This is a genomic window from Metasolibacillus fluoroglycofenilyticus, assembly GCF_003049645.1.
GTDB classification, from domain to species: domain Bacteria; phylum Bacillota; class Bacilli; order Bacillales_A; family Planococcaceae; genus Metasolibacillus; species Metasolibacillus fluoroglycofenilyticus.
The window spans coordinates 330,927-354,914 of the sequence record NZ_PYWK01000002.1; the positions used below are offsets into that span (position 1 = coordinate 330,927).

Here is a 23,988-nt window from a genome sequence, read left to right on the forward strand (position 1 = left end):
CATTAACGGGCAATAAGACGCCCACTTCAAGACTTGAATGAAATCTAAGTGGGAAATCAACTGCCCGTAAATGCCCGATTCGTTCAACTAACAATCAGTGGGGGGATGAGGAAAACCCCCGCTGATGGAAGTTTCACTTTATTATTCCTATTTAGCCCTCTCTTAATCAATCGCGCCAAAGCGTAAGCATAATTGATTAAGGAGGGCTAGCTTCATCTATGCTTTAAGCTGAAAAAAATAGCAATTTACTTACTTTTTCTTTACAATAGTAATACTATATTTGCAGGATAATTAAGAAAGAAGGTGTACTATGCATTGTTGGAAAACAATTAATACTGTATCTGAATATGGCATCGTGCGATTAACATTATTAGCTGTCCTAACTTTTGTCTCTGTTTTTTGCACGTCCTATGTGATGACAAGCTTACAATTACGTGCCCCGCATACAGATAAATATTTGCTTTTCTTTTTTCTAGCTGTTCTTCTTTTATATCCAGTTCATAAAGCAATTCATTATCTAGCATTATTAAAATATCGAAAAAAAATAAAATTTCGCTGGAAAATCATTTTTCGCATCGTTCCTATCATGCGCTTACGTTTGAAGGAGCCTATTCCTAAAAATCGTTATGTACTCGCATTGCTGACGCCTTTTCTCTTGCTAAATAGCGTATTTTTAGCAGTTGCGATATTTTTTCCACTATACTCACACTATGCTTGCTTACTACTAGGCTTTCATAGTAGCATATGTTTAATTGATTTATTAAACGTCAAAAATTTGTGGCATGCACCTGCTAATTCATTGATTGAGGAAACGCCGAAAGGCTATGAAATATTAGTGCCTGCTGGCGTGTAGCAATAACTTGTCTTACTAGTTATATATTTGGTATGCTTGACGATGAATCGAAAGAGAGGAGGAATAGGCTTGCTATTAGTAGTAATCATACTATTCTCTGTATTTTACTTATTCCAAATAAACCGCATGACCTATGCTCTTTGTATACGCAAAGAAATTCCAGAAGAAAAGCAACCGAAAATCTTTCGTACGATTAATGTTCTCATAACGATTTTATTAGTTTCTTTTTATATGGAAGTATTGTTTACTGTTTAACAGTGAAGTGACGTCTCGAAAAGCCATTTTGAGACGGCTCCTTTCACTTTGTAGCAAAAATAAAACAGGCTGTAGAAAAAGACATGCAATAGCATACTTTTTCTACAGCCTTTTTTTTAACTAGTAAAGATATGCAGCACCGACAATGATAAGTAAAATGAATAATACAACAATCAGCGCGAAACCTGAACCGTAACCGCCGCCATTGTAGCCTCCACCGCCCATTGTGCTCCCTCCTTTCACCTTTCTATCATCTATCGTATGCACTCTTCAACTTAAATCTTAGGCACTTTTGGTATGCAACCATTTTGTTTTTTTTTCGTTTATGTTATAGTAACTATTGCATTTAAAAGAAAGTTAGGAGCGTAAATTTCACATGAAAAAAACATTTTTAGCAATAACGCTTGCAGCCTCCCTCGGTTTAGCGGCATGCAGTAACCCCGGAAAAGAAGTAATCGTTACTTCAAATGTAGGGGATTTAACACAAGACGAATTTTATAAAGAAGTAAAAAGCTTAGCTGGCGAACAATTATTACAGCAAATTATGGTTGAAAAAATCCTACTTAACAAATACAAAGTAACAAATGAGGAAATTGAAGCAGAATTGACTACAGTAAAAGAATCTGCTGGTGAGCAATTTGAAGCATTACTTCTACAAAATAATTTATCAGAAGAAGCTTTAAAGGAAAATATTCGCTTCAACTTATTAAGTCAAAAAGCTTTGGAAGATATGGAAGTATCGGATGAAGATATTCAAAAGTATTACGACCAAGCTAGCCAAGAATTAAAAGCTCGCCATATTTTAGTGAGTGATGAAGAAACTGCAAAAGAAGCTATTGAGCGTATTAAAGGCGGAGAAGATTTTGCAACTGTTGCTGAAGAAATGTCATCTGATGGCTCGGCAGCAAACGGTGGCGATTTAGGCTGGTTCTCAGTAGGTATGATGGTGAAAGAGTTTAATGACGCAGCATATGCACTTGAATTAAACACAATTAGTGAGCCTGTAAAATCACAATTTGGTTACCATGTAATTGAAGTAACTGAAAAACGTGATGTTGAAGATTATGGTACATTCGAAGAGAAAAAAGACGAAATTCGTGAAGAACTTCTTGCACAATATAGCATGGATGATGTAATTGCAAAATTATTAAAAGATGCTGAAGTAGAAGTGAAGGATGCTGAGTTAAAAGGCACATTCGACAAATATTCAACAAAATAAAATGAAGAGGTGTATGAAAAGTGATGTGTTAGGTCACCTTTTATACACCTTTTGTTTTTTCAACCCATTTTCGGTTATGTCTTAATGCTCTGGATAGTATGTTTTTTAGTTTTTCTTAACGAATTCCGATTTTAATTTCATCGGACCAAAGCCGTCAATCTTACAATCGATATTATGGTCGCCTTCTACTAAGCGGATGTTTTTTACACGTGTTCCGATTTTTAATGTAGAGGAGCTTCCCTTTACTTTTAAATCTTTCACTACTATGACAGTATCTCCATCAGCTAATAAATTGCCGTTTGCATCGCGAACTACTAAGCCTTCCTCTACAGCGGCTTCCTCTGCTGCTGTCCATTCATGAGCACATTCTGGGCAAATATATAGCGTTCCATCCTCATATGTATACGCCGAGTTACACTGTGGGCAATTTGGTAAATTTTCCATTAAAATTCCTCCTTTACTAATCCCCTCTATACTGGCATATTCACTCAATAAATTCAAGCTAAGCACAAATATTACTAGTGATTAACAATGAAATATTCGTGTTTTACACAAAAAATTCACTCTTTTTTTCATTTTATAGCAGGAATTTTAAGAATTTTGCCATAATATTAAGAGAACAGTATATTATATACTTAAGCTTGAAAAGAAAAAGGAGTGTGTCAACGTGAGTACAACTAATCAACGCGCATTTAATTTTAATGCTGGTCCATCTGCTTTACCATTAGAAGTATTACAAATAGCAGAGAAGCAATTAGTCAATTTCAACAACACAGGTATGTCCGTTATGGAGCTTAGCCACCGCAGTAAAGATTTTGAGCAAGTACATAATGAGGCTATTGCACGTCTTCGTCAGCTTTATGCTGTACCGGATAATTATGAGGTAATTTTTTTACAAGGTGGCGCAAGCTTGCAGTTTTCAATGATTCCAATGAACTTTTTACAGTCAGGTGAACAAGCTGATTATATTTTAACGGGAGTTTGGTCTGAAAAGGCATTAGCTGAAGCAAAGCTATTTGGAGCTCCTGTTGCAGTTGCCTCTACAAAGGATAATCACTATAAAAATATCCCATCTGTACATCAAATAAATTTTAATGATGCGGCTGCTTACGTTCATCTTACATCAAATAACACGATTTACGGTACGCAATGGAAGGACTTTCCGACAACAATTGCTCCATTAATCGCTGATATGTCGAGCGATATTTTATCGAAGCCTATCGATGTGAGTAAATTTGCTCTTATTTATGCTGGAGCACAAAAAAATCTTGGTCCTTCAGGTGTGACAGTTGTAATAATTCGCAAGGATTTACTAGAAAAGGCCCATAATAATATTCCTACAACGCTAAAATACTCAACGTTTACAGAAAATAATTCCCTATACAATACACCCCCAACATTCGGTATTTATATGCTTGGCGAAGTATTGAAATGGGTAGAAAAGCAAGGTGGCTTAGAAAAAATTGCTGCACATAACGAAGCAAAGGCAAAGCTAATTTACGATGCCATTGATGGCTCTAACGGCTTCTATATTGGACATGCTGAAAAAGAAAGTCGCTCACTAATGAACATCACGTTCCGTCTAGCAGACGAGGAGCTAGAAAAGCAATTTTTAGCTGAGGCAAAGGCAGCAGGCTTCGTCGGCTTAAACGGCCATCGCTCAGTTGGCGGCTGCCGCGCATCGACATATAACGCGGTCCCATATGAAACATGTAAAGCGTTGGCAGACTTTATGCACGCTTTTCAGGCTAAACATTAATCAAAAAAGAGGCGCCCCAAAAGCAATATATTTCCTGCTTTTGGGGCGCTTTCGATGATGTTTCATCATAGAAACCTCTAAATAAAATAAAGAAGAGTTTCTTTGAAAATAGGAGAAACACTGGACTTAGCTGTTTTCTTTTGAATTTCAAATAAGCATAAGCTAATTTTTTTAATATTAACGCTCACATTTGAAGGCGGTTTTTGAATTAAATTGTCGGCTTATAAAATGAGCGGTTATCTAGTGGAAACAGTCTCTCTGTGAATTCGCCCGGCTTTGTTTTATCCAATGCACGCTTCAGCATATTCATTTTCGCATCAATATTATCAATATAATGCAAAATTTCTGCTTCTTGAATCATTGGTTTTTTTGGGCTACCCCACTCCTCTTTCCCATGATGTGATAATACGAGATGTTGGAGCAGCATTACCTCTTCACCCTCAATTCCTAGCTCTACGGCTGCCTGTCCAATTTCGTTTACCATAATTGAAATATGGCCAAGCAAATTGCCCTCTATCGTATAAGCTGTTGCAATTGGCCCTGTTAATTCAGCTACTTTTCCAATATCGTGTAAAATAATTCCTGCATACAGTAAATCAGTATTCAAGGTTGGATATAATTCAGCAATCGCCTTTCCTAAGCGCAACATCGACACAACATGGTCAAGTAAACCTGATACATAGTCATGATGATTTTTCGTTGCCGCAGGGTGCACAAGGAGACTAGGCTGATGCTTTTTAATTAAATGACGTGTAATGCGAGAAATGCTTGGGTTTTTAATTTCAAAGAAAAATTGCGTTAGCTCCTCCATTAACTGTTCTTTTGGAATAGCTGCTGATGGCACTAAGTCGCTAACTTGTATTCCTTCCTCTGGACGTGCTACACGAATTTGTTTTATACGTAGTTGATTTTTACCTCGGTAGTCATGGATTTCTCCACCTACACGGACTATCGTTTCAGCTTTATACATATTTTCATGCTCTTCATTTGTATCCCATAGCTTCGCCTCAATATCACCGCTTTTATCTTGTAAAATAAGTGACATAAAAGGCTTCCCTACTGTCGTTACGCCCTTTGTAGCCTGCTTAATTAATAAAAATTGGTCCACGGGCTCTCCAACTTGAAGTTTAGTAATTCCTTCCACTACGAAATCACTCCTTTTCTTGACATTCATCGTTTACAGTACGATTCACTGCTCTTATTGTACCATGATTCGATTAAATAATATTAATAACTATCCACGGATGAGTAAAATAGAAGAAAACAATAGACAGAAAATGAATGTTCATTCATAATATATTTATGACAATACAAAGGGTGGGAAATTCTATGGAAAATTACCGGTTTACAGCATTTGAAAAAACAGGAGAAACATTATTTGATGAAGTATGGTCATTTGATAATGATGAGGCTGCAAAAATCGAAGGGCAAAAACAAATCGATGAAAAAGGGCTATCCGATAAAACACATCGACTTGTAAATTCGGCAGGCAAACTTATTTTATTCCACGTCTAAATTGCTAAGGGGCAAACGCTAAAACTATTTGTCATTAAAACAAACAGTTGTTTGAAAAGCAGTGTACTACGATAATAGGATATATACACTCTTTAACCGTAAAAACATGCTTTTCAGACATCTCACGTGGTCTCGAGAAGCTTATTTTATTTATTTGCGACTTTCTCAGATTTATTTGTTAAAAGCTCCCGCAGTCTTTAAAGAAAGGGCATGCCTCAAAAGCTGAGGTATGCCCTTTCTATTTACTAAATCCTACGTTATGACGCTAATGGCTCGAGTATTTCGTATATTTCTTCGTTTGTTGGTACATGCAAATACATGCGCAATTTAATAATACGTGTTAGCTCACGATGAATTAAGTTATCTGCAAATTGTTGCTGATTGTTTGCTAAATACATTTCTTTCAATGTTTTCCACATATTATGCAATGCTTCAAAATCAAGTAAAGCTTGCTCTAACTCTTCTTTATTTAACAAATATTCCTTAGCTAGTATCGTCAAACGCTCATTAAAAATATCTAGCATTTGCAAAGCATCGTCACGTATAAAAAAATCTATCACACCCTTTGTTATTTTACTTGCCAAGCTACTACCAATAATCAGCCCAATAATACCTCCAATTAGGCTAACAATTGCTGTGCTCACATTTGGAATCGTTAGGCCAACCGCGCTACCTATTATAGTTCCAGCAATGCCGCCAGCCACACTTGCGGCTGTTTTCGCAACATTTTTAAATAATTGTTGCGAGGACATTTTTCCTTTTACTGTACGGGCGATATCTTCTGCCGACATCCTCCCCGTTACAAGTGCACCTGTCACAGTATTCGCATTCAATAACATCATGCCTTTTTTTGTTGCAATAGAGCCAATCATTGCCTTTTTAGTAATAGTAGCAGCCATCTTTTTTGAAGCCATTTTCACACCGCCTGTTTTCAGAGCACCGGCTATATCTGGATTCAAGTTAAAATCAGCTGTAACGTCATGATGATTGTATAATTGCGATGCAATTACTTCCTCAGCAAATGTTTCTCCTAAAACGGCTAATCCTGTACGAATCCCATTTCCTATTGCGACTTTACGTGAAGCCCCGTTCCACTTGCTTTGTGCATAAGCTATAACAGCACTTATACTAATTGCATCATTGATGAAATTAATACGTCCCTCTTCATCCATCATTAAGCCATGAATGTTTCTTGCAACTGTCATATGTTTTATTTGTGCATAAGTAAAAGCACCTTTTCTAATCATCTGTGTTAAATTTTTTGCCCCATTTTCTCGTTGCCTAATCGCTTCAACAATTGCCTCATATTGCTCAAATGGAACTTCTAGCAATAAGCGCTCACTATTTGTTATGTACTGTAGACAAACTTCTACCGTATGTTCCGCTATAGGGCAATACACATTTACGCTCTTAGATGTATTATATTTGGATTCCATATATGTTTCCCCCGATTTTATCCATTCTATAATAATCATCTTTAGCTAAGTTGTACAGTGAATTTTATTTGAAGAACAAATTTGTCCTTTTTTAAGTAGAATAAGGGTCTATCCAAAAGCCGTGCATAGCCGGCATTTTGGACAGTAGCGATGATGTTTCGCAAAATGTTGATTCATAATAGCTAAAAAAATAAGTTGTTGAGATTTTACATCACAACAACTTATTTTAAACTTCTAGCTACTCTCCTATAAAATTAGGTTGACGCTTTTCTACAAAAGCTGTAATGCCTTCTTGATGGTCTTTTGTTTGACGCATTTTTGCCTGGGCTATTGCTTCAGCTTGTAGGATGCGCTCAAGCTCGGGTAGTTTTTCTTTGTGTAAAATTTCTTTAGTTGCAAGCATGGAGGCAATTGGTGATGCTAACACTTTACCGACAATTTGATCAACCGTTGCCGCTGCAGCGCCGTCAGGAACAACATAATCAATTAATTGCTGGTCAAATGCCTCCTTTGCTTCCATTACTTTACCTTCCCAAATAAGCTGCTTCGCCTTTGCTACACCTAGACGCTCCTTCATAAAGAAATGCCCGCCACCATCAGGTACAAGCCCAATGCTAATAAAATTCATTGCTAGCTTTGCGGAATCCTCTGCAACAATAACATCACTTGCTAGCGCTAGACTAAAGGCTAAGCCAGCTGCTGCACCATGAATTTGGGCAATCGTTAGCATTGGTAGTGTGTAATAGCCTTTTGCAAAGCGCGTAATATACGACATAATCGTTTCGAAATCAATCGCTTCATTTGCTCCAAGCATCATCTTTATATCGCCACCTGCTGAAAATGCACGTCCCTCCCCTTTAACAATTAAAACTTGGACTTCCGGCTGTTGATGTAGCTCCTCCATACAATCAGCTAATTCCTGCATCATTATAATATCCATCGCGTTCATTGCCTGTGGTCGATTCAATGTTAAAATTGCCTTGCGTTCTAATATTTCTAAATTAATTGTCGTATAGCCCATGAAAAATCCCCCTTAAATAATGAATAACCATTCACTTTTATAATTCTACTTTTCTTTTCAAATTCCTTTTTTATTCAACAAATTTTTGAACGAAAATAATTTATCAAAAATCAAACATTTAAAGTAGCGCAACTTAATTATCTTAATATTCCGCGATCTCAGCTATAGCAAGCATTCCAATAAAATGAGAGCGCTTCCAAAACACGAACATTTATAGTTATAAATTATCATTTCATTCGCCTTTCGGTGAATTAATTTCAGTTTATTATGAAATTCTTTTTATTTTTTCGGAAAAAGGCGTTGACAAAGATTTATTCTCGGCTTATGATGTTATCAAATTTAATTATGCAAAATATTTTGATGGAGACATGCTCGTCGTACTTATTCTTAAGAGAGCTGATGGTTGGTGCAAATCAGTGAAGAAGGCGAATGTAGTTCCACTCCTGAATAGATAAGTGGAAAATTATAGTAAACTTATCCGTATCATGCGCGTTACGCATCTTAAAGATTGCAATTATAATTTTCGGAATATTTTTGCAATGAATAAGGGTGGTACCGCGTAACTATGTTCATTATAGCCTTTCGCCCCTTACATTTTAATGTGAGGGACGGAAGGTTTTTTTATTTTGATTCACTCCCTTACGTGGGAGGAGAGTAAAACGCTTGTCCACTCCATGGTTTAGTGAGTACTCAAACATCAACTAAATCAAAATAAAGCCTCCGCTGAATGTCACAAATTATGAAGAAGAGTTTTTCAAGTAGGCTTGGAAAAAGTTTAGACGCAATTACGCCAATACGTAATTGATTTTTAAAATAAAGGAGAGAATAAACCATGACAACAAAAACATTAGAAAAAGCAACAAAAATAATTACGGTGTTTATCGCTGACCCATTAAGTGAGGATGGTATTTATCCGTTAATCCAAGAAGGTGAATTAGAATTAAATATTATTGTGGATACAGGTTTATCACAGGAGCAATTAATTAACAAAATTACAGATATTGATGTGTTATTAGTTCGCTCTCAAACTACTGTTACACGTGAGGTAATTCAAGCGGCTAAAAATTTAAAGCTAATTGGTCGCGCTGGTGTTGGTGTCGATAATATTGATTTAACAGCGGCTACTGAGCACGGCATTATTGTTGTAAATGCGCCAGATGGTAATACAAATTCTGCGGCTGAGCATACTATTGCTATGATGACGGCTTTAGCACGTTACATTCCACAAGCATTTAATACATTAAAAAATGGCGTATGGGACCGCAAATCATATGTTGGAGTGGAGCTAAAAAATAAAACATTAGGTGTTATTGGTATGGGGCGCATTGGAGCTGAAGTAGCGTATCGCGCAAGAGGACAACGCATGAAAGTCATCGCCTATGATCCATTTTTGACAGAGGAACGCGCAAAGGAGCTAGGCATTACGAAAGGCACTGTCGATGAAGTATGTGCTGTGGCAGACTTTATTACAGTGCATACACCTCTCTTGCCGGAAACGCGTAATCTTATTAATAAAGAGCGTTTCGCCATAATGAAAGATGGGGTACGTATCATTAACTGTGCGCGTGGCGGCATTATTAATGAGGATGATTTATACGATGCGATTGTTGCTAAAAAAGTAGCTGGTGCTGCACTCGATGTTTTCATAACAGAGCCTGCAACAGACCATAAGCTATTAACACTACCTGAAGTGATTGCTACACCGCATTTAGGTGCGTCTACTATAGAAGCACAGGAATCTGTTGCTGTCGATGTATCTAATGATATTATTAAGTTTTTCAAAACAGGCACTGTTACAAATCCTGTTAATATGCCATCAATTTCAAAAGAAAAGTTTGCACAAATCGAACCGTTTTTCGAACTTGTTGAAAAGCTCGGAAAATTCCTTATCCAAGTAACTGATGAATCTATAAAAGAATTAAACATTTCATATGCTGGCGACGTAGCAAACTTTGATGTACGCCCTTTAACAGCTAATGCTATTAAAGGACTGCTTTCAACAAATCATGGAACACATGTTAATAATGTCAATGCCCGCTATCTTGCAGAGCGTATAGGTATAAGCATTAATGAACATAAAACAACGACTGCAAAAGGCTTCACAAACTTAATTACAGTTGAAATTAAAACAGCCAATGAAACACATACTGTAGCGGGAACTTTGTTAAATGGCTTAGGCCCACGCATCGTCAAAGTAGAAGGCTTCGTCGTTGACGTTATTCCAACAGGCAATCTATTGTATATTAAAAATACAGATAAACCTGGAGCTATCGGTCGCGTAGCCACAAAATTGGCTGAAAAAGATATTAATATCGCAACAATGCAAGTGGGACGCGATATGGTCGGTGGCTCAGCAGTAATGATGCTAGCAATCGACAATATTGTAACAGCAGAAGACTTAGTCTATGTAGCACAGCTTGAAAACATTGATGAAGTGAAGGCTATTACGCTATAGTGCTTTTTATGATGGGCTACTGAGGTAAGTATCTCCATTTCTCAGTAGCCTTACCACTTTTTCAAACTTCCTCTTTTACTTTTTTGTTATTTGTAGCATATAATTGTATGTATACAATTTCCATGTAGAGAGCTGTTGATGCCTTTTGAAGCGTTAATTATTTAGGCGGGCATGATTTTTTTAGACAGTCCCATTAGCTAAAGGAGGAGTTTTTCATGAAAAAATGGGTCTATAGTTTGCTTGCTTTATTATTCATTGGTGTAGCTTTTTTTGATACAGAAATAATGGCTGCACAAGACGAGATTGCGATTCGAACAGTGGTAGAAGAAACATACTTATTGTCAGATGACTACGTTACTCCACTCGCATCGCTAGCACCGAGGGCAATTGTAATTTTACATAATGTCCATGCAGGGTGGGCACATATTGAATATAAGGGACAGCAAGGCTATGTACCTTCTGTTACGTTAAAATCTGCTCAACCAACCTTAATGCTCGCAACGGCAAAAAATCCTCCGATTGTACGAGAAACAACAGAAGGGCAAACGAAGCATTTAGGCAATGTTCCTATAGATAGTATCGTGCAAGCCTATGCAACAAATGAAGATAATTGGTATTTTGTCCAGTATGGTCATTTAACTGGTTATATCATCGCGACAGCACTTAAAGCACCTACTTCTCAAAAAATGCTCGTACAGAAGCAAGAGGGACTTGTTGTACGCAATATCGCTAGTAAATCTGGAGCGAATCTCACTAGCATCCCTACAAATACAAAAGTGGACGTATATACAAACATTCAAGGCTGGGCATATGTTGTAACAGAGAAAAATATTCAAGGCTATGTACTGGCAAACGGTTTAAAAGAAATCCCTATTCCTAAACTAGGTAAGTACAGTCAAGGGACTGTCACAAAAACAAAGCGTATTGCCTTAACTTTCGATGACGGACCCCACCCTACCGTTACAGCACAAGTATTAAAAACATTGGAAAAATATGATGCTAAAGCAACTTTTTTTGTGACAGGACATCGCGTCAATAAAAGCCCGAAAGTATTAAAGGAAATATACGAGGCTGGGCATGAGATTGGCAACCATACATGGAGTCACCCTAAGTTGACGACCGTATCTTTTGAACAGGCAAAGGCACAAATTAATGAAACAAATAAAACGGTTGAGTCAATTATCGGGCAAGAGCCTACTTTATTCAGACCACCATATGGCGCATATAATAAAGAGATTTTAGGCTCACTATCCGTTCCCTTAATTATGTGGTCTGTTGACACGCTCGATTGGCAGCACCGCACTCCATCAAAAACATTAAAGGCTGTACAAACTGGTGCATATAATGGCAGCATTATTTTAATGCATGATATTCACCAAACGACGGCTGACGCTTTAGACAGCATACTGAGCTATTTAACGAAGCAAGGCTATGAGTTTGTTACGGTATCAGAGCTAATTACACCAATTAAATGAAGACTGCATCTCTAAGCAACGATTTTGCTTCCTCAGTAGTGGAGCTTCAATCTATCAAAGAATGCCTATCGTTTTCTAAATAAAAAATGGCTGTTAGAAAGTAAGGCTAATGCGCTACTTTCTGACAGCCATTCTATTTTTATCGATTCAACTCTGCAAAGGTCAAATAGTTCTGAGCTGAAGCCGTTTGTAGTAAGTCTAAATTATCCGCAATGACTATCCCTGATAAACAGGCAATTGCAAATACACCTGTAGCAATAAGAAATGATAAATTGCGATGAACTTTTTGCATTTCACTATTCGAGGTTTGCTTATCTTTGCTGCGTACTAAAGTGAAAAAACGCGCTCGTTGACTTTCTTGTGCCAACACATAATGACATGCCAAACAAAGCTCTGCCACATGCCCTTCAATCGATAATTGATTTATTTCTACTATGCCGGCTACACGTCCACAATTTTCACAACAATTCATTTTCATAAGCATTTTCCTCTCCATTCGCTATATTCTATTATATCTAAAAAATTAGAAAATTCAATATTTTGAATGGTAAATACTTAAAAAGTGGCTATAATAATCTGTTTAAACGACTATTATTTTAATAAAGTGAATCTTCAATTCGTGGAGGCTTTTCTCCACGGATTGTTAGTTGAACCAGTCGGGCTTTTACGGGCAGTTGACCTCTCACTTATCCTTCAGCTACCTTTCACTTAAGTCTGGAAGTGAGCGGCTTACTGCCCGTTATTGCGGGATAAACAAAAAACGTCTGAAAAGCGTGCATAGCACTGCTTTTCAGACGCCTCGACCTACAATTTTTTGATAAGCTCTAAAAGTTGCGTTAATGATTCTACTTCATATGTAGGCTTCACATCTGGATGCGGCTCTTTATTTTCCCGATTAATCCAAACATTTTTCATACCAATACGCGATGAACCTAATATATCTGTCATTAAATTATCCCCAACCATGATAGACTTTTCGACAGTTGCACTAGCTTTTTCTAGCACATATTCAAAAATCGATGCATCTGGCTTTCCTTTTCCGAAATCACCTGAAATAATAATATGGTCAAAATATGATACTAGCTCTGGTGTTATTTCAAGTTTTAAATTTTGTAAGCTTGGTGCACCATTTGTTAGCAAAATGAGCTGATATTTTCCCTTTAGCTCGTCCAACACTGCGAATGTATCCTCATATAAAAAAGGACTTTTTTTACGTTCCTCTACAAAGCGCTCCCCAAGCTCTGCGCCAAACGTAGCATCCGCTATCCCAAGCTTTGCCAAACCTCCAGTCCAAGCTTGCGCACGATATGCTGGTACAAGTTCCTTCATTTTTTGAAACATTTCTGTCGGGTCATCGAATGTTCCCCATAATCCCTCAAATGGATTAATGCCAATTAGCACTGTATAATCATATGTTTCATATGACTCGTAAAGTTCCCTCGCACTTTCACGCACCGCTTGCTCCAACTGCTTAGCATCAACCGAGTGACGCTCACTTGCATAAGCGCAAGTATGGTCAAATGCTGTTTGCACAGATTTTTTGTCCCATAATAATGTATCATCCAAATCAAAAATAATCGTCTGAATTGTCATAAGGCACTCCCTAACTTATGTATTATTCTATTATCCTACCATATTTGTAGTCATTATTTCGTGTCGATACATCAAACCTTTCAGAACATTTTTTCATCGAATACACAGGTCTTTTTGAATATATCAGCTCCGCATATTTTAGGGAGGTATTCTACGTCCCCAAAACCCTCTGATATATCATTCAAAGAAAAGTTCGCTTTTAAACATATACGAAACGTCCGAAAAGCATGCTAAAGCACTGCTTTTCGGACACTCTCTTATTTGCGCTTTTTCCGTAATGCTCGCATCATTTGTTCAATTTTTGTTTGTTGTGCGTTCGTTTCTTCAGCGAGTCGCTGTATCGTATAGACGCCATTATCATAGCTAATTGCTACGATATCCCCTTCAGATAACAGCTCGCTATATTCACTGCAATGAATAATTAGCTGTTCTGTCTCCTCTGGTCGCTTTAAAAAAATTGCGTACTCTCCTTCAAAGCGATCCAATGTATAGTTATTCAAGCTCACTTACAATCTCTCCCTTTGCATTTATAAGCTGTGCTGCATCTCCACTATTCGCCCATATTTGCTTTGAAGTCCACTTTAGTGTGCCTTTGCTATCCTTTGCATCAGGCCCACTCGTAATTGATAATTTAGCGTTTTGTTGAAGCGTTATATTCGGAAAGTTAAAAACTTGGTTTCCTTCTACCGATACAAGCTTCCAGCCTTGTAAGGAAACAGGCTCATTTCCCGTATTTTGAATGACAACAACCTCATTTACTAAATCTTTACTAATTAATTCAACAGTTGCTTTAGATGTACGAATAGAGCTTGTTGCACCAATGCCTGTCCACTCTTCTGCTGTTGTATTATAGCTTGTCCCATCCGTTGTAAAAACAATCGTCCCAGCCTCAGCAGTGCCGTATAGCTTACTTTGAACAGCAAGTGCATTATCAATTACTTCAGCATGTGGATGTCCATATTTATTGTCTTGTCCGTAGCTTAGCACAACAGCCTCTGGGCGCACTGCCTGCATAAACTCTAATGAGCTACTTGTGTTTGAGCCATGATGCCCCGCCTTTAACACAGTTGCTTTAATATTTTCCTTTACTAATTGCTTTTCGATATTGATGCCTGCGTCCCCTGTTAGTAAAAATGATACTTCTCCATATGTAATTTTTAAAACGATGGATGCATCATTATTATCCGAAGCATCTTCATCGGCATAAATTGCTTCTACGCTTAATTCCTTATCAAAATCGATAACTTCCCCTTTTTCTGGCACGCTATAGGAAATGTTCTTATCGGATATTAATGTGAGCATTTCCTCTAGTGTTTGCGATGTATGTACTTTTCCTGAATCTAGAAAGTGTCCGATGGAAATGGAGTTTAAAACAGCAATTAGCCCCCCGATATGGTCTGCATCAGGATGTGTAGCTACAACATAATCTAATCTTTTTACACCTTGCTCTCGTAAATAGGCGACAACTGTTTTCCCAGCTCCTTTTATTCCTCCGTCTATCAGCATTGTTTTACCATTTGGCGATTGAATCAATATCGAATCGCCCTGTCCTACATCAATAAAATGCACCTTCATTTCATGACCAGAAATCGGCTGCTGTTCGGGTTGTTGAATGTCAAATGTACAACCAATAAGTAAAAAAACTACAGCCAGTAAACTAAAAATTAATTTTTTCATTTATACCTCTTCTTTTCTCCTATTTCGCATAAGTGATTTTAAAGTCATCACGCCCATTGCGTTTCACTGCATATAATTCTTCATCTGCTGTTTTTAAAAGCTCAGTGAAATTTCCAACCTTTGTAGCATTTATTATATAAGCACCTATACTTATGCTAATTTGCAAACGCTCGTCTTTCATTAAAATAGATTGTGTCTTAAAAAACGAATAGAGCGTCTTAATAATTTCTTCAAATTGCTGCACATTTTCGGTGCGCACACAAGCGATAAATTCATCACCACCATAACGTGCAAAAATAGCATCGTATTGTGCAAACAGCTGCGCTGCACTTGTTGCAACGAATTTTATAATTTCATCACCTATTAAATGACCATACTGATCATTTACTTGCTTAAAATAATCGATATCAAAAATAATACAGCCAACATAATGCTTATGGTAGGCAGCGTCTAAAAGATGCTTAGGAGCTTGATGCTCCATATAACCCCGATTGTAAATTTTCGTTAATGGGTCAATAAATGATGCCATTTTATATTTACGCTTCTTTTCATCTAATTGAAATTTCAATAATGCACGATTATAGGCCTCTTGCTCGTGCTTTTCTAGCAATTCAATATATTCCTCTTGGGCGCTAACAAGCTTCTCCGTTTTATTACTCTTTTTATAATAATCGATAAGGGCTCGTTGCACCACTTTTACCATATAAAGATCGCCTTGCCTAATAAAGATTTGCTTCGCTTTTTCAGCAGCTTCAATTGCTCGCTCCATACACCCTTTGGAAAATTCAAGTGCCATTTCCGCATTATACAATAATGCTTTATTGCGATCATCACGGTCCTGCCCATATACATTTTGGATTTCCAGCATTTCCTTATATAGCTCTTTGGCAGCTTCTACATCTCCAACATAAGCAAAGGCAATTATTGAATTTCCTATAATTGGCAATAAGTCAATTTTCTCATAATCAAAGTATGATAATTTCTCAAGTGCCTTCACAGCATACTCCTTTGCCTGCTCATAATCCTTTAAATCATAGTAAAGATTAGATAAATTTGAGTATGTGTGGCAAAGTTGCCGATGCTTCTCTTGCTCGCGGGCGAGCACTTCTGCCTTGAACATCGCTTCTTTCGCCATTTCTGTATGATTTAACACTGTGTATAAAATACCCGCTAGTCCGTAGTACAAGCTATAATGCTCGTTCGATGGATGGTTGCTACAAATTTGCTCTACTTGAAAGAGCGCAGCGAAAGCTTCTTCATAGTTGCCTGTATATACATAGGCAACGATCCTATTTTTCAATATATCGAGTATGTCATCAACTTCATTTAATTTGAATAATGTATTTGCAATTTCATCACTCGCTATAATTATTTCTTCATAGCGCTCTTCCACACGTAGGTGTCTAATTGTTCCCGCAAGCTCTTTTAGTGTACCTTTATTCATCAGTGCACCTCCCAGAATATCCCCCAAAAAGCAGGGGAGTTATATAATGCTATAGTCGCAGTTAATATAAATAATAAAACAGGAAATAACATATAATAAATATGCTACTCCCTGCTATTTTACCTAATTTTTACGTATAAATCATTTAAAATTTCAATTTTTTTCTTAATTGATTCTTCAAAAGTCATGATATACGCTGCCGGGTCTTTAGGATTGTGGAATTGTGTTATTTTCCCTGTTTCAGGATGTACAAATTTTGATGAAGCACCACAGCCGATTCCTAAAATTGTCTGCACTTCCTCCATAATTACGATATTGTAAATAGACTCCTCGCCCGGTTTACAATAACCGACATTTTCTAAATTACCTAAAATATTTTTTTGTCGATATAAATAATATGGGACATAACCATTTTCTTTTGTCCAGTCCGTTGCCATTTGCATCATCTGACTCACTGTATTACGGTCTGCTACACGGTACTTGTCTTTATTGCGTGTCATTTCTGATGCGCGCTTAAAGCTTAACGTATGGACTGTAAGAGATTCAGGCAACATCTTCGCTGATTCATTTAAAGAATGCTCGAATTCAGTAACACCTTCGTTCGGCAACCCGATAATTAAGTCCATATTAATATTATTCATCCCATGCTCGCGTGATAGCCAAAACTTATCAATCGTTTCTTGCACTGTATGATGACGGCCAATCGCTTTTAAAGTTTCTTGCGTATAGGACTGTGGATTGACAGAAATACGGTCGATTCCCCATTTTTTAAGCACTTCTAGTTTTTCCGGAGTAATTGTATCAGGACGCCCAGCCTCTACTGTAATTTCGCGAATCGTTTGTGGGTTTGGGAACGATTCAAACATCGTTTTATAAAGTGCGTCCATTTCATCCGCTTCAATTGAAGTAGGTGTTCCACCGCCCCAATAAATCGATGTTATACGCATATTCTTTTCCGTCAACCATTTACCCATTTCACGCAATTCAATATGCAAGCCGTCAATAAATTTATCCACGCGCCCTTGCTTGCGGTTGCTTTGAATGGCATATGCGGGAAATGTGCAATAAGCACACATCGTCGGACAAAATGGCACGCCAATATAAATTGAAATTTCCTGCCCTAGCTCATCTAAATCAGGAATAATTTGTAGCTGTCTCGCTACGATTTCCTTCATTAAAGAAATTTTAGCATCCGATAGACGATAATCCTTTTTTAGCACCGCAAAAATTTCTTCCTCATGCATGCCCGCTTTACGATACTTATGATACAGCTTTGTTGGACGAACTCCTGTTAAAATACCCCATTGCTGCGTCATACCTGTGTATTGTTCAAGCACATCTAGCATTACATGTGATAACGCACGCTTTATACGAATATTTTGCTCCTTTTCCGTTCCTTCCGTTGTATAACGAATGGCATAATCACTTGTATAGTTCTTTCCATCAACTGTAAGCTGTGCTGCTGTATGAATTGTAAAATCAGCCTCGACGCGATGCTGAAAGACAATTTCCATGTCCGCACCATCTTGTGTAAATTGTATAACAGAATCCTCATAAAAAAGATTAGCAATATGATTTAATACTCGATTCCAATCTTCTTTAAATTGTTCATTTATTTTTATCGTTTTCATTGTTTTTTCTCTACCTCATTATAAATTGGTGTATAGGGGGCCTCTGAAAAGCGTGCAAAGCATTACTTTTCAGATACTCTGTTTGTTTTATTTTAAAAGGCTTTAAACAGGGAATCTAACACTTTTTTCTATAAATAAAAATCATCTTGTCTTTTTTAAAAGTCTCATTCAACTGTTATAAGCATTAAGGCATGCTTTCTACGACGCACCGCCCAAATTAACATACAACCATTATTGTACCAAAAAACAAGGTTGCCTGAAAAGCGTGCGAACGCACTGCTTTTCAGGCAACCTCGTTTATTTTTATAGCCCATCATAAAGCGTTTGAACTGGTTTTGTTAAAATACGGTTCACTTCTTCGATTACACGACTTAAACCCATTTCGGCTTCAAGCATTGCAAGAATTTTTATATTTTGCTGAGCAAGCTGTGCTGCCTTTTGTGCATAAGCAAGCTCATCCTCTAGTAGCTCTTCCCCAGACATTTGCTTTTGCTGTAGCTTCATTTGAATATCGCGGAAATTTGTAAATAAGTTTTTCGCTTCATCATCGTTACGCACAGCTTCAACAGTTTCTTGCAATAACTTAAATTCATCTGTTTTGCGAAATGTCGCTTCTAATCTGTTAATATCCTCATAAATGTTAATCATCGTATTCCTACTTTCCTTTTAATTTGTCATAAAGACAATAATCGCTTGCACAATACCAACGATACCACCAATAATGCCACCTAGCCATGTAATCATACGCAGTTCGCGGCTAATTATGCCTAACACAAGCTCTTCAAGCTTAGCAATCGGGAATGAGTCCACTTGTTGACGCACAACTTCCGCTAAGTTTAGACGTTTTAATACATCTTCAATTTTACCTTCTGCTGCTTGGAATGCTTTATCCATCACTTTTGGTAACAGCTCGTCATTTGTCCAGTTTTGCCCCTGTGGCCAATAATCATTAATTGTTTTGTCTAGACGCGTTTCAATGGCAAGCTGCTCTTTCGCATATGCTTGAATGCTCTGTTCAATCGTATCAAAGTTTATATCTTTCATAAAGTCCATTGCAGGACGTTGTTTAATTTTTTCCCATTCTGTTGAAAAAATGCGATATAAAAGAGCGCTTGTACCTGGCGCTTGTAAAAAGCGGATTAGTTCGCGCTGTACCTTTTCAACGAGCGACATAGAATCACCCATAAACATTGAAATCATGCCACCAAAGGAACCTTTTGAATTTAAAAAGTCATCTAATAAATTTTTAATCGTTTTTGCGCCCTCAGGCGATTGGAAGTAAGCCACTCCCTTATCCAAAATTTGCTCGACAGCATCGCCAATTTTTTTATCTAGTACAGGCTCTAAATCCTCAGGCATTAACTGCTGAATTGTTTTTGTTGCCAGCACATTTTTTACGGATATAAATTGATTGGCAATGACTGCATCAACTTTTTGCTCTAATAGAGCCGGAGTATGCTGCAAATTCGCAAGCTTTAACCAGTCATTAATCGTTCTGTCCTGTGTGAATACCTCTGCTGCTACTTTTTGACGAGCAAACTCAAGTACATTATCCCGCACATCTTGCGATAAAAATTTCTTTTTAATCGTATCTGGTGTTAATAAATAATCAGCTACCGTTTTCCCTAACTGAATTGCTAGCACATCACGTCTTTTCGGAATAAGTCCCGGCGTTAACGGCAGGCGCCAGTGCATAAAATAAATCGGCTTATACGGACGAAACAGCATTTTAATCGCCATATAATTTGTCGCCGCTCCAACAATTGCTCCAACACCCGCAAGTAAAATTAATAGTCCAAATAAACTATCCATTGTATCCTCTCGTTTCTATATCAATTACGCTCATATTGTATAACAGAAATGCCATATTACAAAACAATCGCTATTGCATAAGCTTTCACTTATTTAGTACGATAAATAGGAAGGAGTGGTTTCATGATTCAACATTTTAATTTTAAGCCCTTATTTGAAAACAAGCAGCTACCCGGCTGGTTGATTAGTTTTTTTTATAAACAGCAGCGCTATCAAGCAGAGTATCATAAAGATGGTAGCATTCGCTTTATCGGCGCAAAACCAACCGAGGAGGATTTGGTGATTGTTGAGAAGATGATACATGAGCTGATGTTATTTCATGTGTACGACTAAAGGTGCCTGGCACGCAAACAATTCTGACAATTCACTACAATTTAGGGTACTAACAAAATTTGTTAGTGCCTTATTTTCATTGCTATCCCCCTTCTCATAACAGTGACGATTGTGCATATACTAGACTAGCATCGTGCTAGTAGGGGGGACGCTTTGGAAATTATTCAAGGAATTTTATCTATATATATGCAATTTTTCGACTGGAATATGTGGAAGGACGTTTTAACGGACCCTGTATCATGGGGATTAATATCTACACTCATTATTATTGAAGGTTTACTCTCAGCAGATAATGCGCTTGTCTTGGCGGTGTTAGTGAAGCATTTGCCGAACAAGCAACGGAAGCGAGCATTGATGTATGGGATGATGGGTGCTTATTTTTTTCGATTTTTATTTATAGGCATTGGCGTTTATTTAGTGGAATTTTGGTTTATCAAATTGCTAGGTGCCTTGTATTTGGGGTGGCTGTGTGTTGCTCATTTCGCTCAAATAGGGCAAGAAGACAGTGTCAAAGAGGTTAAAAAATCAGGGTTATTAGTTCGCATTTTCGGAAGCTTTTGGGCGACTGTCATTATGATAGAGTTAATGGATATCGCTTTTTCACTTGATGCCATATTTGCTGCGTTTGCAATATCCAGTGAAGTTTGGATATTAATGATTGGAGGAATGTTAGGCATTTTAATGATGAGAACAATTGCGGGTTTATTTTTAACCGTCATTGAAAAAATACCTGAATTAGAAGAAGCAGCCTTTCTCATTATTGGCATCGTTGCACTAAAAATGCTCGTTAGTATAATTGGCATACATGTTCCACACCATATGTTTTTCCTTGTTTTAATCATTGTCTTTATCATTACTTTCGTAATTCATTTTAAAAAGAAGCTTAGGGTGGCTTAATCTTTCATTTTTATCTTTCCTGAAATTAATCCATGTTTACACTGTGTCGAACAAAATAGCATTTTACTCATATAATATGGAGGAAAAATGGATTAGCAGTTTCGAGGAGGATTCGATGCAGTGGATTACTATCATTCTTGTAGGTATAGCAGTAAATTTAGATAATTTGGGGATAAGCCTAGCATATGGAATGAAACGAATAAAAATCCCTCTAGTATCAAACGCTACAATTGCGATATTGTCCATGATTATAACATATGTAGCAGTCACAGTCGGTGTAGCATTGATTGACTATATTTCAGTATATCTAGCCAATTTGTTAGGCAGCCTTTTATTATGTGTTATTGGCGTATGGACATTGTTATCACATCGATTGATTAAAACAAATCGTGTGAAATCATTTGATAAAGATAAAAATTCCATCCTTTCTTTAAAAGAAGCGATTCCCTTAGGGTTTGTGCTCTCTGCCAATTGCTTAGCTACAGGTATCGCAATTGGTGCAAATGACATTTCGACAATATGGATGGTCATTTCCATTGGTGTTTTTTCCTTTATTACAGTAGCTATTGGTAGCCATTTTGGTATTTTATTAACCAAAACATTTATCGGACAGTACTCTACAGCTATTTCAGGCTGGTTACTTATCGCGATTGGTATTTTTGAAATCTTTGCTTAATTGAGTGTGTGCCTGGCACGCAAACAATTCTGACAATTCACTACAATTTTAAAAGCGTCCTACAAGCAGTGCCATTACTGGCTTGTAGGATGCGCACCGTAATATTTCTTCGAAATTTCTACTAGCATTACTCCATCGCATCTGCCTTTTTAAAATAGGCTTCTACAATCGATATCGGATTTGTATTTGTGTAATCGCCACGCTCTCTTGACGTTAAAGGTGTATAATATTTAAACGAATTTTCCTGCTCATAAAACTCTACTACATACTGAGCATTTTCTTCTTTCTCCTTTTCTTGCGGCATGATTCGTGTACCTTCCATCTTACTAATAAACTCCTCCAACAGCTGCGGATTATCTATAATACGTTTTTCTTTCGTCGGCACATCCATAATAATTATTTTATCTACATTTTCAATCCCAGACTCTGATAAGGCATCTTCTAGTCTCGCTAATTGGTTGGCACAGCCTGTTAACAGTAAGATAAATAACAATATAAAGTGAATTTGTTTTTTCATTTTATCGCCTCCTGTTAATTCCTTATTTCAACATGAGTTTACAGAACATTCAATCGTTTTAATATTTATCAATATCGAATATTTTATTGAAATATAAAATAGTTTATACGATTAATAAATCCTAAATTGACAATATAAGTGTTTTATATTACAATAATACCCATATTTATCTCTATCAGGTAATTTAATACTATAAAAAGGAGCTATAAAAGTCAAATTATACCCTTCATAAAATATAATTTTATGAATTTCTACTTTTATATTTTAATATATGCTTGATAGAGGATAATTATTAACAAGTTATTTTTAAATGGAGGAGTTATTAATGAAAAGAATATTTACATTTCTAACAGTATTAATTTTATTATTAAGTTTATCTCCTAGTAAATCATTAGCTTATAGTTGGGCTACTTATCTCCCTAGCTCTGGACCAGCTTCCTATGTTGCTAGAACATATTCAGTAACGGGGCTATTAGCTGAAAATTGTAACGGCGTTTATGATGCACGTTTACATTTTAGCGCTGGAGCATACAGTACTAGCTCGTTTAATTTAAATAGCCACACAGTACTTGTTACATCTATTTCCAAAGGTGCTGTACGGGGTGGCATGTCTACATCTTATAATACGGAAAGTTCTGCTACAGTAGTTTATGATAGCTCGCTTTTTGGACGACGACTTGATCAAGGTATTACCCACAATGTTAGTTGGAATCGAAATATACCACTAGGTTCACTAAATCGTTCTGCAGCAGTCGGTGTATCAACGATTTCTGGTCTTGATTCGTCAACATATGCTTGTGGAACAGAAGTATAGCAAACATGGGTTGTCGGAGGCTATCAAGGCTACCAAGTAGAAAATAATTACCAGGCTTCACCTCAATATACTGAGATGGCAGAAAATTTAATTGTTAACTCTTTAAATTTAGAATCTAGTCTACAAGAGGACTTCAAAAAATCTAATTCTAGTATTAAATTAGATAATGTATTAGTAGATCAATATTTACAAACTGAGTCTAATGATGTGTTGTCTATCATCCAACAAAAAACACCTGTTATCTTTAATAGTTTAGATGAGCATCAATTCATAAAAAAACAATATAATGATAAAATATATGAAATAGCTTATCATCAAAATTCTGCAAATGAAGATTTAATTACAATAAAATATCAACAAGATGATATGTATATTGCTATTGTTTCTAGTTTAACTGAAGATGAAGTTTTTTCTTATCTTGTTAATAAATAGTTTATTATACATGAGCATCTAGTATATTCCCCCCCTAAAAACGGTAGTGAACTGCTCCCCAATTGTTAGACACGTCTAACAATTGGAGGAGCAGTTTTTATATGGCTAAATATACATCAGAAGAAAAATTACAAGCAGTCCTACGCTACTTAGAAGGCAAAGAAAGTTCACATG

26 protein-coding genes and 1 other annotated feature are annotated in these 23,988 nt (G+C 36.9%); of the genes, 12 read left to right on the forward strand and 14 right to left on the reverse strand.

The window, feature by feature from the left end; translation table 11 throughout:
• Positions 1 to 310: 310 nt before the first annotated feature.
• The gene (locus C9J36_RS12175; RefSeq protein WP_107943299.1) at positions 311 to 853 is read left to right on the forward strand and encodes a DUF3267 domain-containing protein; all 543 of its coding nucleotides are present in this window, start codon (positions 311 to 313) and stop codon (positions 851 to 853) included.
• A gap of 42 nt (positions 854 to 895) precedes the next feature.
• Positions 896 to 1,108 carry a hypothetical protein gene (locus C9J36_RS12180; RefSeq protein WP_406601089.1) on the forward strand — a complete coding sequence of 71 codons (213 nt, stop codon included), beginning with the start codon at positions 896 to 898 and terminating at the stop codon, positions 1,106 to 1,108.
• A gap of 120 nt (positions 1,109 to 1,228) precedes the next feature.
• On the opposite strand, the gene C9J36_RS12185 is transcribed toward C9J36_RS12180, so the two are convergent.
• Positions 1,229 to 1,333 carry a YjcZ family sporulation protein gene (locus tag C9J36_RS12185; protein ID WP_082799037.1) on the reverse strand — a complete coding sequence of 35 codons (105 nt, stop codon included), beginning with the start codon at positions 1,331 to 1,333 and terminating at the stop codon, positions 1,229 to 1,231.
• 151 nt (positions 1,334 to 1,484) lie between these two features.
• Between C9J36_RS12185 and C9J36_RS12190 the strand changes: the two genes are divergently transcribed.
• Positions 1,485 to 2,327 carry a peptidylprolyl isomerase gene (locus C9J36_RS12190; protein WP_107943300.1) on the forward strand — a complete coding sequence of 281 codons (843 nt, stop codon included), beginning with the start codon at positions 1,485 to 1,487 and terminating at the stop codon, positions 2,325 to 2,327.
• Between the two features lie 105 nt (positions 2,328 to 2,432).
• Here C9J36_RS12190 and C9J36_RS12195 read toward each other — a convergent pair whose 3' ends face one another.
• Positions 2,433 to 2,771 carry a zinc ribbon domain-containing protein YjdM gene (locus C9J36_RS12195; RefSeq protein WP_066167254.1) on the reverse strand — a complete coding sequence of 113 codons (339 nt, stop codon included), beginning with the start codon at positions 2,769 to 2,771 and terminating at the stop codon, positions 2,433 to 2,435.
• 223 nt (positions 2,772 to 2,994) lie between these two features.
• Here C9J36_RS12195 and serC point away from each other — a divergent pair, with 223 nt between their 5' ends.
• On the forward strand, positions 2,995 to 4,086 hold the full coding sequence (gene serC / locus C9J36_RS12200; protein ID WP_107943301.1) for a 3-phosphoserine/phosphohydroxythreonine transaminase: 1,092 nt from the start codon (positions 2,995 to 2,997) through the stop codon (positions 4,084 to 4,086).
• A gap of 208 nt (positions 4,087 to 4,294) precedes the next feature.
• Here serC and yhaM read toward each other — a convergent pair whose 3' ends face one another.
• On the reverse strand, positions 4,295 to 5,230 hold the full coding sequence (gene yhaM / locus C9J36_RS12205) for a 3'-5' exoribonuclease YhaM (protein ID WP_066167263.1): 936 nt from the start codon (positions 5,228 to 5,230) through the stop codon (positions 4,295 to 4,297).
• A gap of 185 nt (positions 5,231 to 5,415) precedes the next feature.
• Between yhaM and C9J36_RS12210 the strand changes: the two genes are divergently transcribed.
• Positions 5,416 to 5,601, forward strand: a complete 186-nt coding sequence (locus tag C9J36_RS12210; RefSeq protein WP_066167266.1) for a YhzD family protein — start codon at positions 5,416 to 5,418, stop codon at positions 5,599 to 5,601.
• A gap of 257 nt (positions 5,602 to 5,858) precedes the next feature.
• Here C9J36_RS12210 and C9J36_RS12215 read toward each other — a convergent pair whose 3' ends face one another.
• Both C9J36_RS12215 and C9J36_RS12220 read right to left on the reverse strand, forming a co-directional pair.
• Positions 5,859 to 7,037 (reverse strand): hypothetical protein, encoded by a 1,179-nt coding sequence (locus tag C9J36_RS12215; RefSeq protein ID WP_107943302.1) that lies wholly within the window; start codon positions 7,035 to 7,037, stop codon positions 5,859 to 5,861.
• A 238-nt stretch (positions 7,038 to 7,275) separates the two neighbouring features.
• Complete coding sequence (locus C9J36_RS12220) at positions 7,276 to 8,058, reverse strand: enoyl-CoA hydratase (protein ID WP_107943303.1); 783 nt, start codon at positions 8,056 to 8,058, stop codon at positions 7,276 to 7,278.
• A gap of 348 nt (positions 8,059 to 8,406) precedes the next feature.
• Positions 8,407 to 8,651 (forward strand) — a binding site (T-box leader).
• Positions 8,652 to 8,890: 239 nt separating this feature from the next.
• Between C9J36_RS12220 and serA the strand changes: the two genes are divergently transcribed.
• The gene (gene serA, locus C9J36_RS12225; protein WP_066167273.1) at positions 8,891 to 10,513 is read left to right on the forward strand and encodes a phosphoglycerate dehydrogenase; all 1,623 of its coding nucleotides are present in this window, start codon (positions 8,891 to 8,893) and stop codon (positions 10,511 to 10,513) included.
• Between the two features lie 215 nt (positions 10,514 to 10,728).
• A complete protein-coding gene (locus C9J36_RS12230; protein WP_107943304.1) occupies positions 10,729 to 11,988 on the forward strand; it encodes a polysaccharide deacetylase family protein in 1,260 nt (419 codons plus the stop codon).
• A 139-nt stretch (positions 11,989 to 12,127) separates the two neighbouring features.
• Here the strand turns inward: C9J36_RS12230 and C9J36_RS12235 are convergent, their stop codons facing one another.
• The 8 genes from C9J36_RS12235 to C9J36_RS12270 all read right to left on the reverse strand — a co-directional run bounded on the left by C9J36_RS12235 (position 12,128) and on the right by C9J36_RS12270 (position 20,145).
• Positions 12,128 to 12,466, reverse strand: a complete 339-nt coding sequence (locus tag C9J36_RS12235) for a DNA polymerase III subunit delta (protein WP_107943305.1) — start codon at positions 12,464 to 12,466, stop codon at positions 12,128 to 12,130.
• A gap of 326 nt (positions 12,467 to 12,792) precedes the next feature.
• Positions 12,793 to 13,581 carry an HAD family hydrolase gene (locus C9J36_RS12240; protein ID WP_107943306.1) on the reverse strand — a complete coding sequence of 263 codons (789 nt, stop codon included), beginning with the start codon at positions 13,579 to 13,581 and terminating at the stop codon, positions 12,793 to 12,795.
• A 257-nt stretch (positions 13,582 to 13,838) separates the two neighbouring features.
• Positions 13,839 to 14,087, reverse strand: a complete 249-nt coding sequence (locus tag C9J36_RS12245; RefSeq protein WP_066167285.1) for a DUF3006 domain-containing protein — start codon at positions 14,085 to 14,087, stop codon at positions 13,839 to 13,841.
• A complete protein-coding gene (locus C9J36_RS12250) occupies positions 14,074 to 15,258 on the reverse strand; it encodes an MBL fold metallo-hydrolase (RefSeq protein WP_107943307.1) in 1,185 nt (394 codons plus the stop codon). Before C9J36_RS12250 ends, C9J36_RS12245 begins: the two co-directional genes overlap by 14 nt.
• A 19-nt stretch (positions 15,259 to 15,277) precedes the next feature.
• A complete protein-coding gene (locus tag C9J36_RS12255) occupies positions 15,278 to 16,702 on the reverse strand; it encodes a GGDEF domain-containing protein (protein WP_107943308.1) in 1,425 nt (474 codons plus the stop codon).
• A 119-nt stretch (positions 16,703 to 16,821) separates the two neighbouring features.
• Positions 16,822 to 18,333: a coproporphyrinogen III oxidase gene (locus C9J36_RS12260; RefSeq protein WP_107943309.1), complete on the reverse strand. Its 1,512-nt coding sequence runs from the start codon at positions 18,331 to 18,333 to the stop codon at positions 16,822 to 16,824.
• Positions 18,334 to 18,636: 303 nt separating this feature from the next.
• Complete coding sequence (locus tag C9J36_RS12265) at positions 18,637 to 18,981, reverse strand: YlbF family regulator (RefSeq protein ID WP_066167297.1); 345 nt, start codon at positions 18,979 to 18,981, stop codon at positions 18,637 to 18,639.
• An 18-nt stretch (positions 18,982 to 18,999) separates the two neighbouring features.
• Positions 19,000 to 20,145: a DUF445 domain-containing protein gene (locus C9J36_RS12270; RefSeq protein WP_107943310.1), complete on the reverse strand. Its 1,146-nt coding sequence runs from the start codon at positions 20,143 to 20,145 to the stop codon at positions 19,000 to 19,002.
• Between the two features lie 123 nt (positions 20,146 to 20,268).
• Between C9J36_RS12270 and C9J36_RS12275 the strand changes: the two genes are divergently transcribed.
• The 3 genes from C9J36_RS12275 (at position 20,269) to C9J36_RS12285 (ending at position 22,051) form a co-directional block, all read left to right on the forward strand.
• Complete coding sequence (locus tag C9J36_RS12275; RefSeq protein WP_107943311.1) at positions 20,269 to 20,478, forward strand: YheE family protein; 210 nt, start codon at positions 20,269 to 20,271, stop codon at positions 20,476 to 20,478.
• Positions 20,479 to 20,631: 153 nt separating this feature from the next.
• Positions 20,632 to 21,375, forward strand: a complete 744-nt coding sequence (locus C9J36_RS12280) for a DUF475 domain-containing protein (RefSeq protein ID WP_066167304.1) — start codon at positions 20,632 to 20,634, stop codon at positions 21,373 to 21,375.
• A 76-nt stretch (positions 21,376 to 21,451) separates the two neighbouring features.
• The gene (locus tag C9J36_RS12285) at positions 21,452 to 22,051 is read left to right on the forward strand and encodes a manganese efflux pump MntP (RefSeq protein ID WP_107943312.1); all 600 of its coding nucleotides are present in this window, start codon (positions 21,452 to 21,454) and stop codon (positions 22,049 to 22,051) included.
• A 127-nt stretch (positions 22,052 to 22,178) separates the two neighbouring features.
• On the opposite strand, the gene C9J36_RS12290 is transcribed toward C9J36_RS12285, so the two are convergent.
• Complete coding sequence (locus C9J36_RS12290) at positions 22,179 to 22,568, reverse strand: hypothetical protein (protein WP_107943313.1); 390 nt, start codon at positions 22,566 to 22,568, stop codon at positions 22,179 to 22,181.
• 325 nt (positions 22,569 to 22,893) lie between these two features.
• Here C9J36_RS12290 and C9J36_RS12295 point away from each other — a divergent pair, with 325 nt between their 5' ends.
• Together C9J36_RS12295 and C9J36_RS12300 are read left to right on the forward strand one after the other, a co-directional pair.
• Positions 22,894 to 23,382 (forward strand): hypothetical protein, encoded by a 489-nt coding sequence (locus C9J36_RS12295; RefSeq protein ID WP_107943314.1) that lies wholly within the window; start codon positions 22,894 to 22,896, stop codon positions 23,380 to 23,382.
• Positions 23,383 to 23,457: 75 nt separating this feature from the next.
• Positions 23,458 to 23,814, forward strand: coding sequence for a hypothetical protein (locus C9J36_RS12300; protein ID WP_107943315.1), 357 nt, complete (start codon positions 23,458 to 23,460; stop codon positions 23,812 to 23,814).
• The last annotated feature ends 174 nt before the right edge of the window (positions 23,815 to 23,988 follow it).

Excerpts from the sequence above, each read along its gene's own strand:
- C9J36_RS12250 (WP_107943307.1), bottom strand. The coding sequence starts at position 15,258 with ATGAAAAAATTAATTTTTAGTTTACTGGCTGTAGTTTTTTTACTTATT.
- C9J36_RS12275 (WP_107943311.1), top strand. The coding sequence starts at position 20,269 with ATGATTCAACATTTTAATTTTAAGCCCTTATTTGAAAACAAGCAGCTA.
- C9J36_RS12300 (WP_107943315.1), top strand. The coding sequence starts at position 23,458 with ATGGCAGAAAATTTAATTGTTAACTCTTTAAATTTAGAATCTAGTCTA.
- C9J36_RS12265 (WP_066167297.1), bottom strand. The coding sequence starts at position 18,981 with ATGATTAACATTTATGAGGATATTAACAGATTAGAAGCGACATTTCGC.
- C9J36_RS12260 (WP_107943309.1), bottom strand. The coding sequence starts at position 18,333 with ATGAAAACGATAAAAATAAATGAACAATTTAAAGAAGATTGGAATCGA.
- C9J36_RS12270 (WP_107943310.1), bottom strand. The coding sequence starts at position 20,145 with ATGGATAGTTTATTTGGACTATTAATTTTACTTGCGGGTGTTGGAGCA.
- C9J36_RS12295 (WP_107943314.1), top strand. The coding sequence starts at position 22,894 with ATGAAAAGAATATTTACATTTCTAACAGTATTAATTTTATTATTAAGT.
- C9J36_RS12185 (WP_082799037.1), bottom strand. The coding sequence starts at position 1,333 with ATGGGCGGTGGAGGCTACAATGGCGGCGGTTACGGTTCAGGTTTCGCG.
- C9J36_RS12240 (WP_107943306.1), bottom strand. The coding sequence starts at position 13,581 with ATGACAATTCAGACGATTATTTTTGATTTGGATGATACATTATTATGG.
- C9J36_RS12235 (WP_107943305.1), bottom strand. The coding sequence starts at position 12,466 with ATGAAAATGAATTGTTGTGAAAATTGTGGACGTGTAGCCGGCATAGTA.
- C9J36_RS12195 (WP_066167254.1), bottom strand. The coding sequence starts at position 2,771 with ATGGAAAATTTACCAAATTGCCCACAGTGTAACTCGGCGTATACATAT.
- C9J36_RS12210 (WP_066167266.1), top strand. The coding sequence starts at position 5,416 with ATGGAAAATTACCGGTTTACAGCATTTGAAAAAACAGGAGAAACATTA.
- C9J36_RS12175 (WP_107943299.1), top strand. The coding sequence starts at position 311 with ATGCATTGTTGGAAAACAATTAATACTGTATCTGAATATGGCATCGTG.
- C9J36_RS12290 (WP_107943313.1), bottom strand. The coding sequence starts at position 22,568 with ATGAAAAAACAAATTCACTTTATATTGTTATTTATCTTACTGTTAACA.
- C9J36_RS12230 (WP_107943304.1), top strand. The coding sequence starts at position 10,729 with ATGAAAAAATGGGTCTATAGTTTGCTTGCTTTATTATTCATTGGTGTA.
- serA (WP_066167273.1), top strand. The coding sequence starts at position 8,891 with ATGACAACAAAAACATTAGAAAAAGCAACAAAAATAATTACGGTGTTT.
- C9J36_RS12215 (WP_107943302.1), bottom strand. The coding sequence starts at position 7,037 with ATGGAATCCAAATATAATACATCTAAGAGCGTAAATGTGTATTGCCCT.
- C9J36_RS12180 (WP_406601089.1), top strand. The coding sequence starts at position 896 with ATGAATCGAAAGAGAGGAGGAATAGGCTTGCTATTAGTAGTAATCATA.
- C9J36_RS12255 (WP_107943308.1), bottom strand. The coding sequence starts at position 16,702 with ATGAATAAAGGTACACTAAAAGAGCTTGCGGGAACAATTAGACACCTA.
- C9J36_RS12220 (WP_107943303.1), bottom strand. The coding sequence starts at position 8,058 with ATGGGCTATACGACAATTAATTTAGAAATATTAGAACGCAAGGCAATT.
- C9J36_RS12285 (WP_107943312.1), top strand. The coding sequence starts at position 21,452 with ATGGAGGAAAAATGGATTAGCAGTTTCGAGGAGGATTCGATGCAGTGG.
- C9J36_RS12190 (WP_107943300.1), top strand. The coding sequence starts at position 1,485 with ATGAAAAAAACATTTTTAGCAATAACGCTTGCAGCCTCCCTCGGTTTA.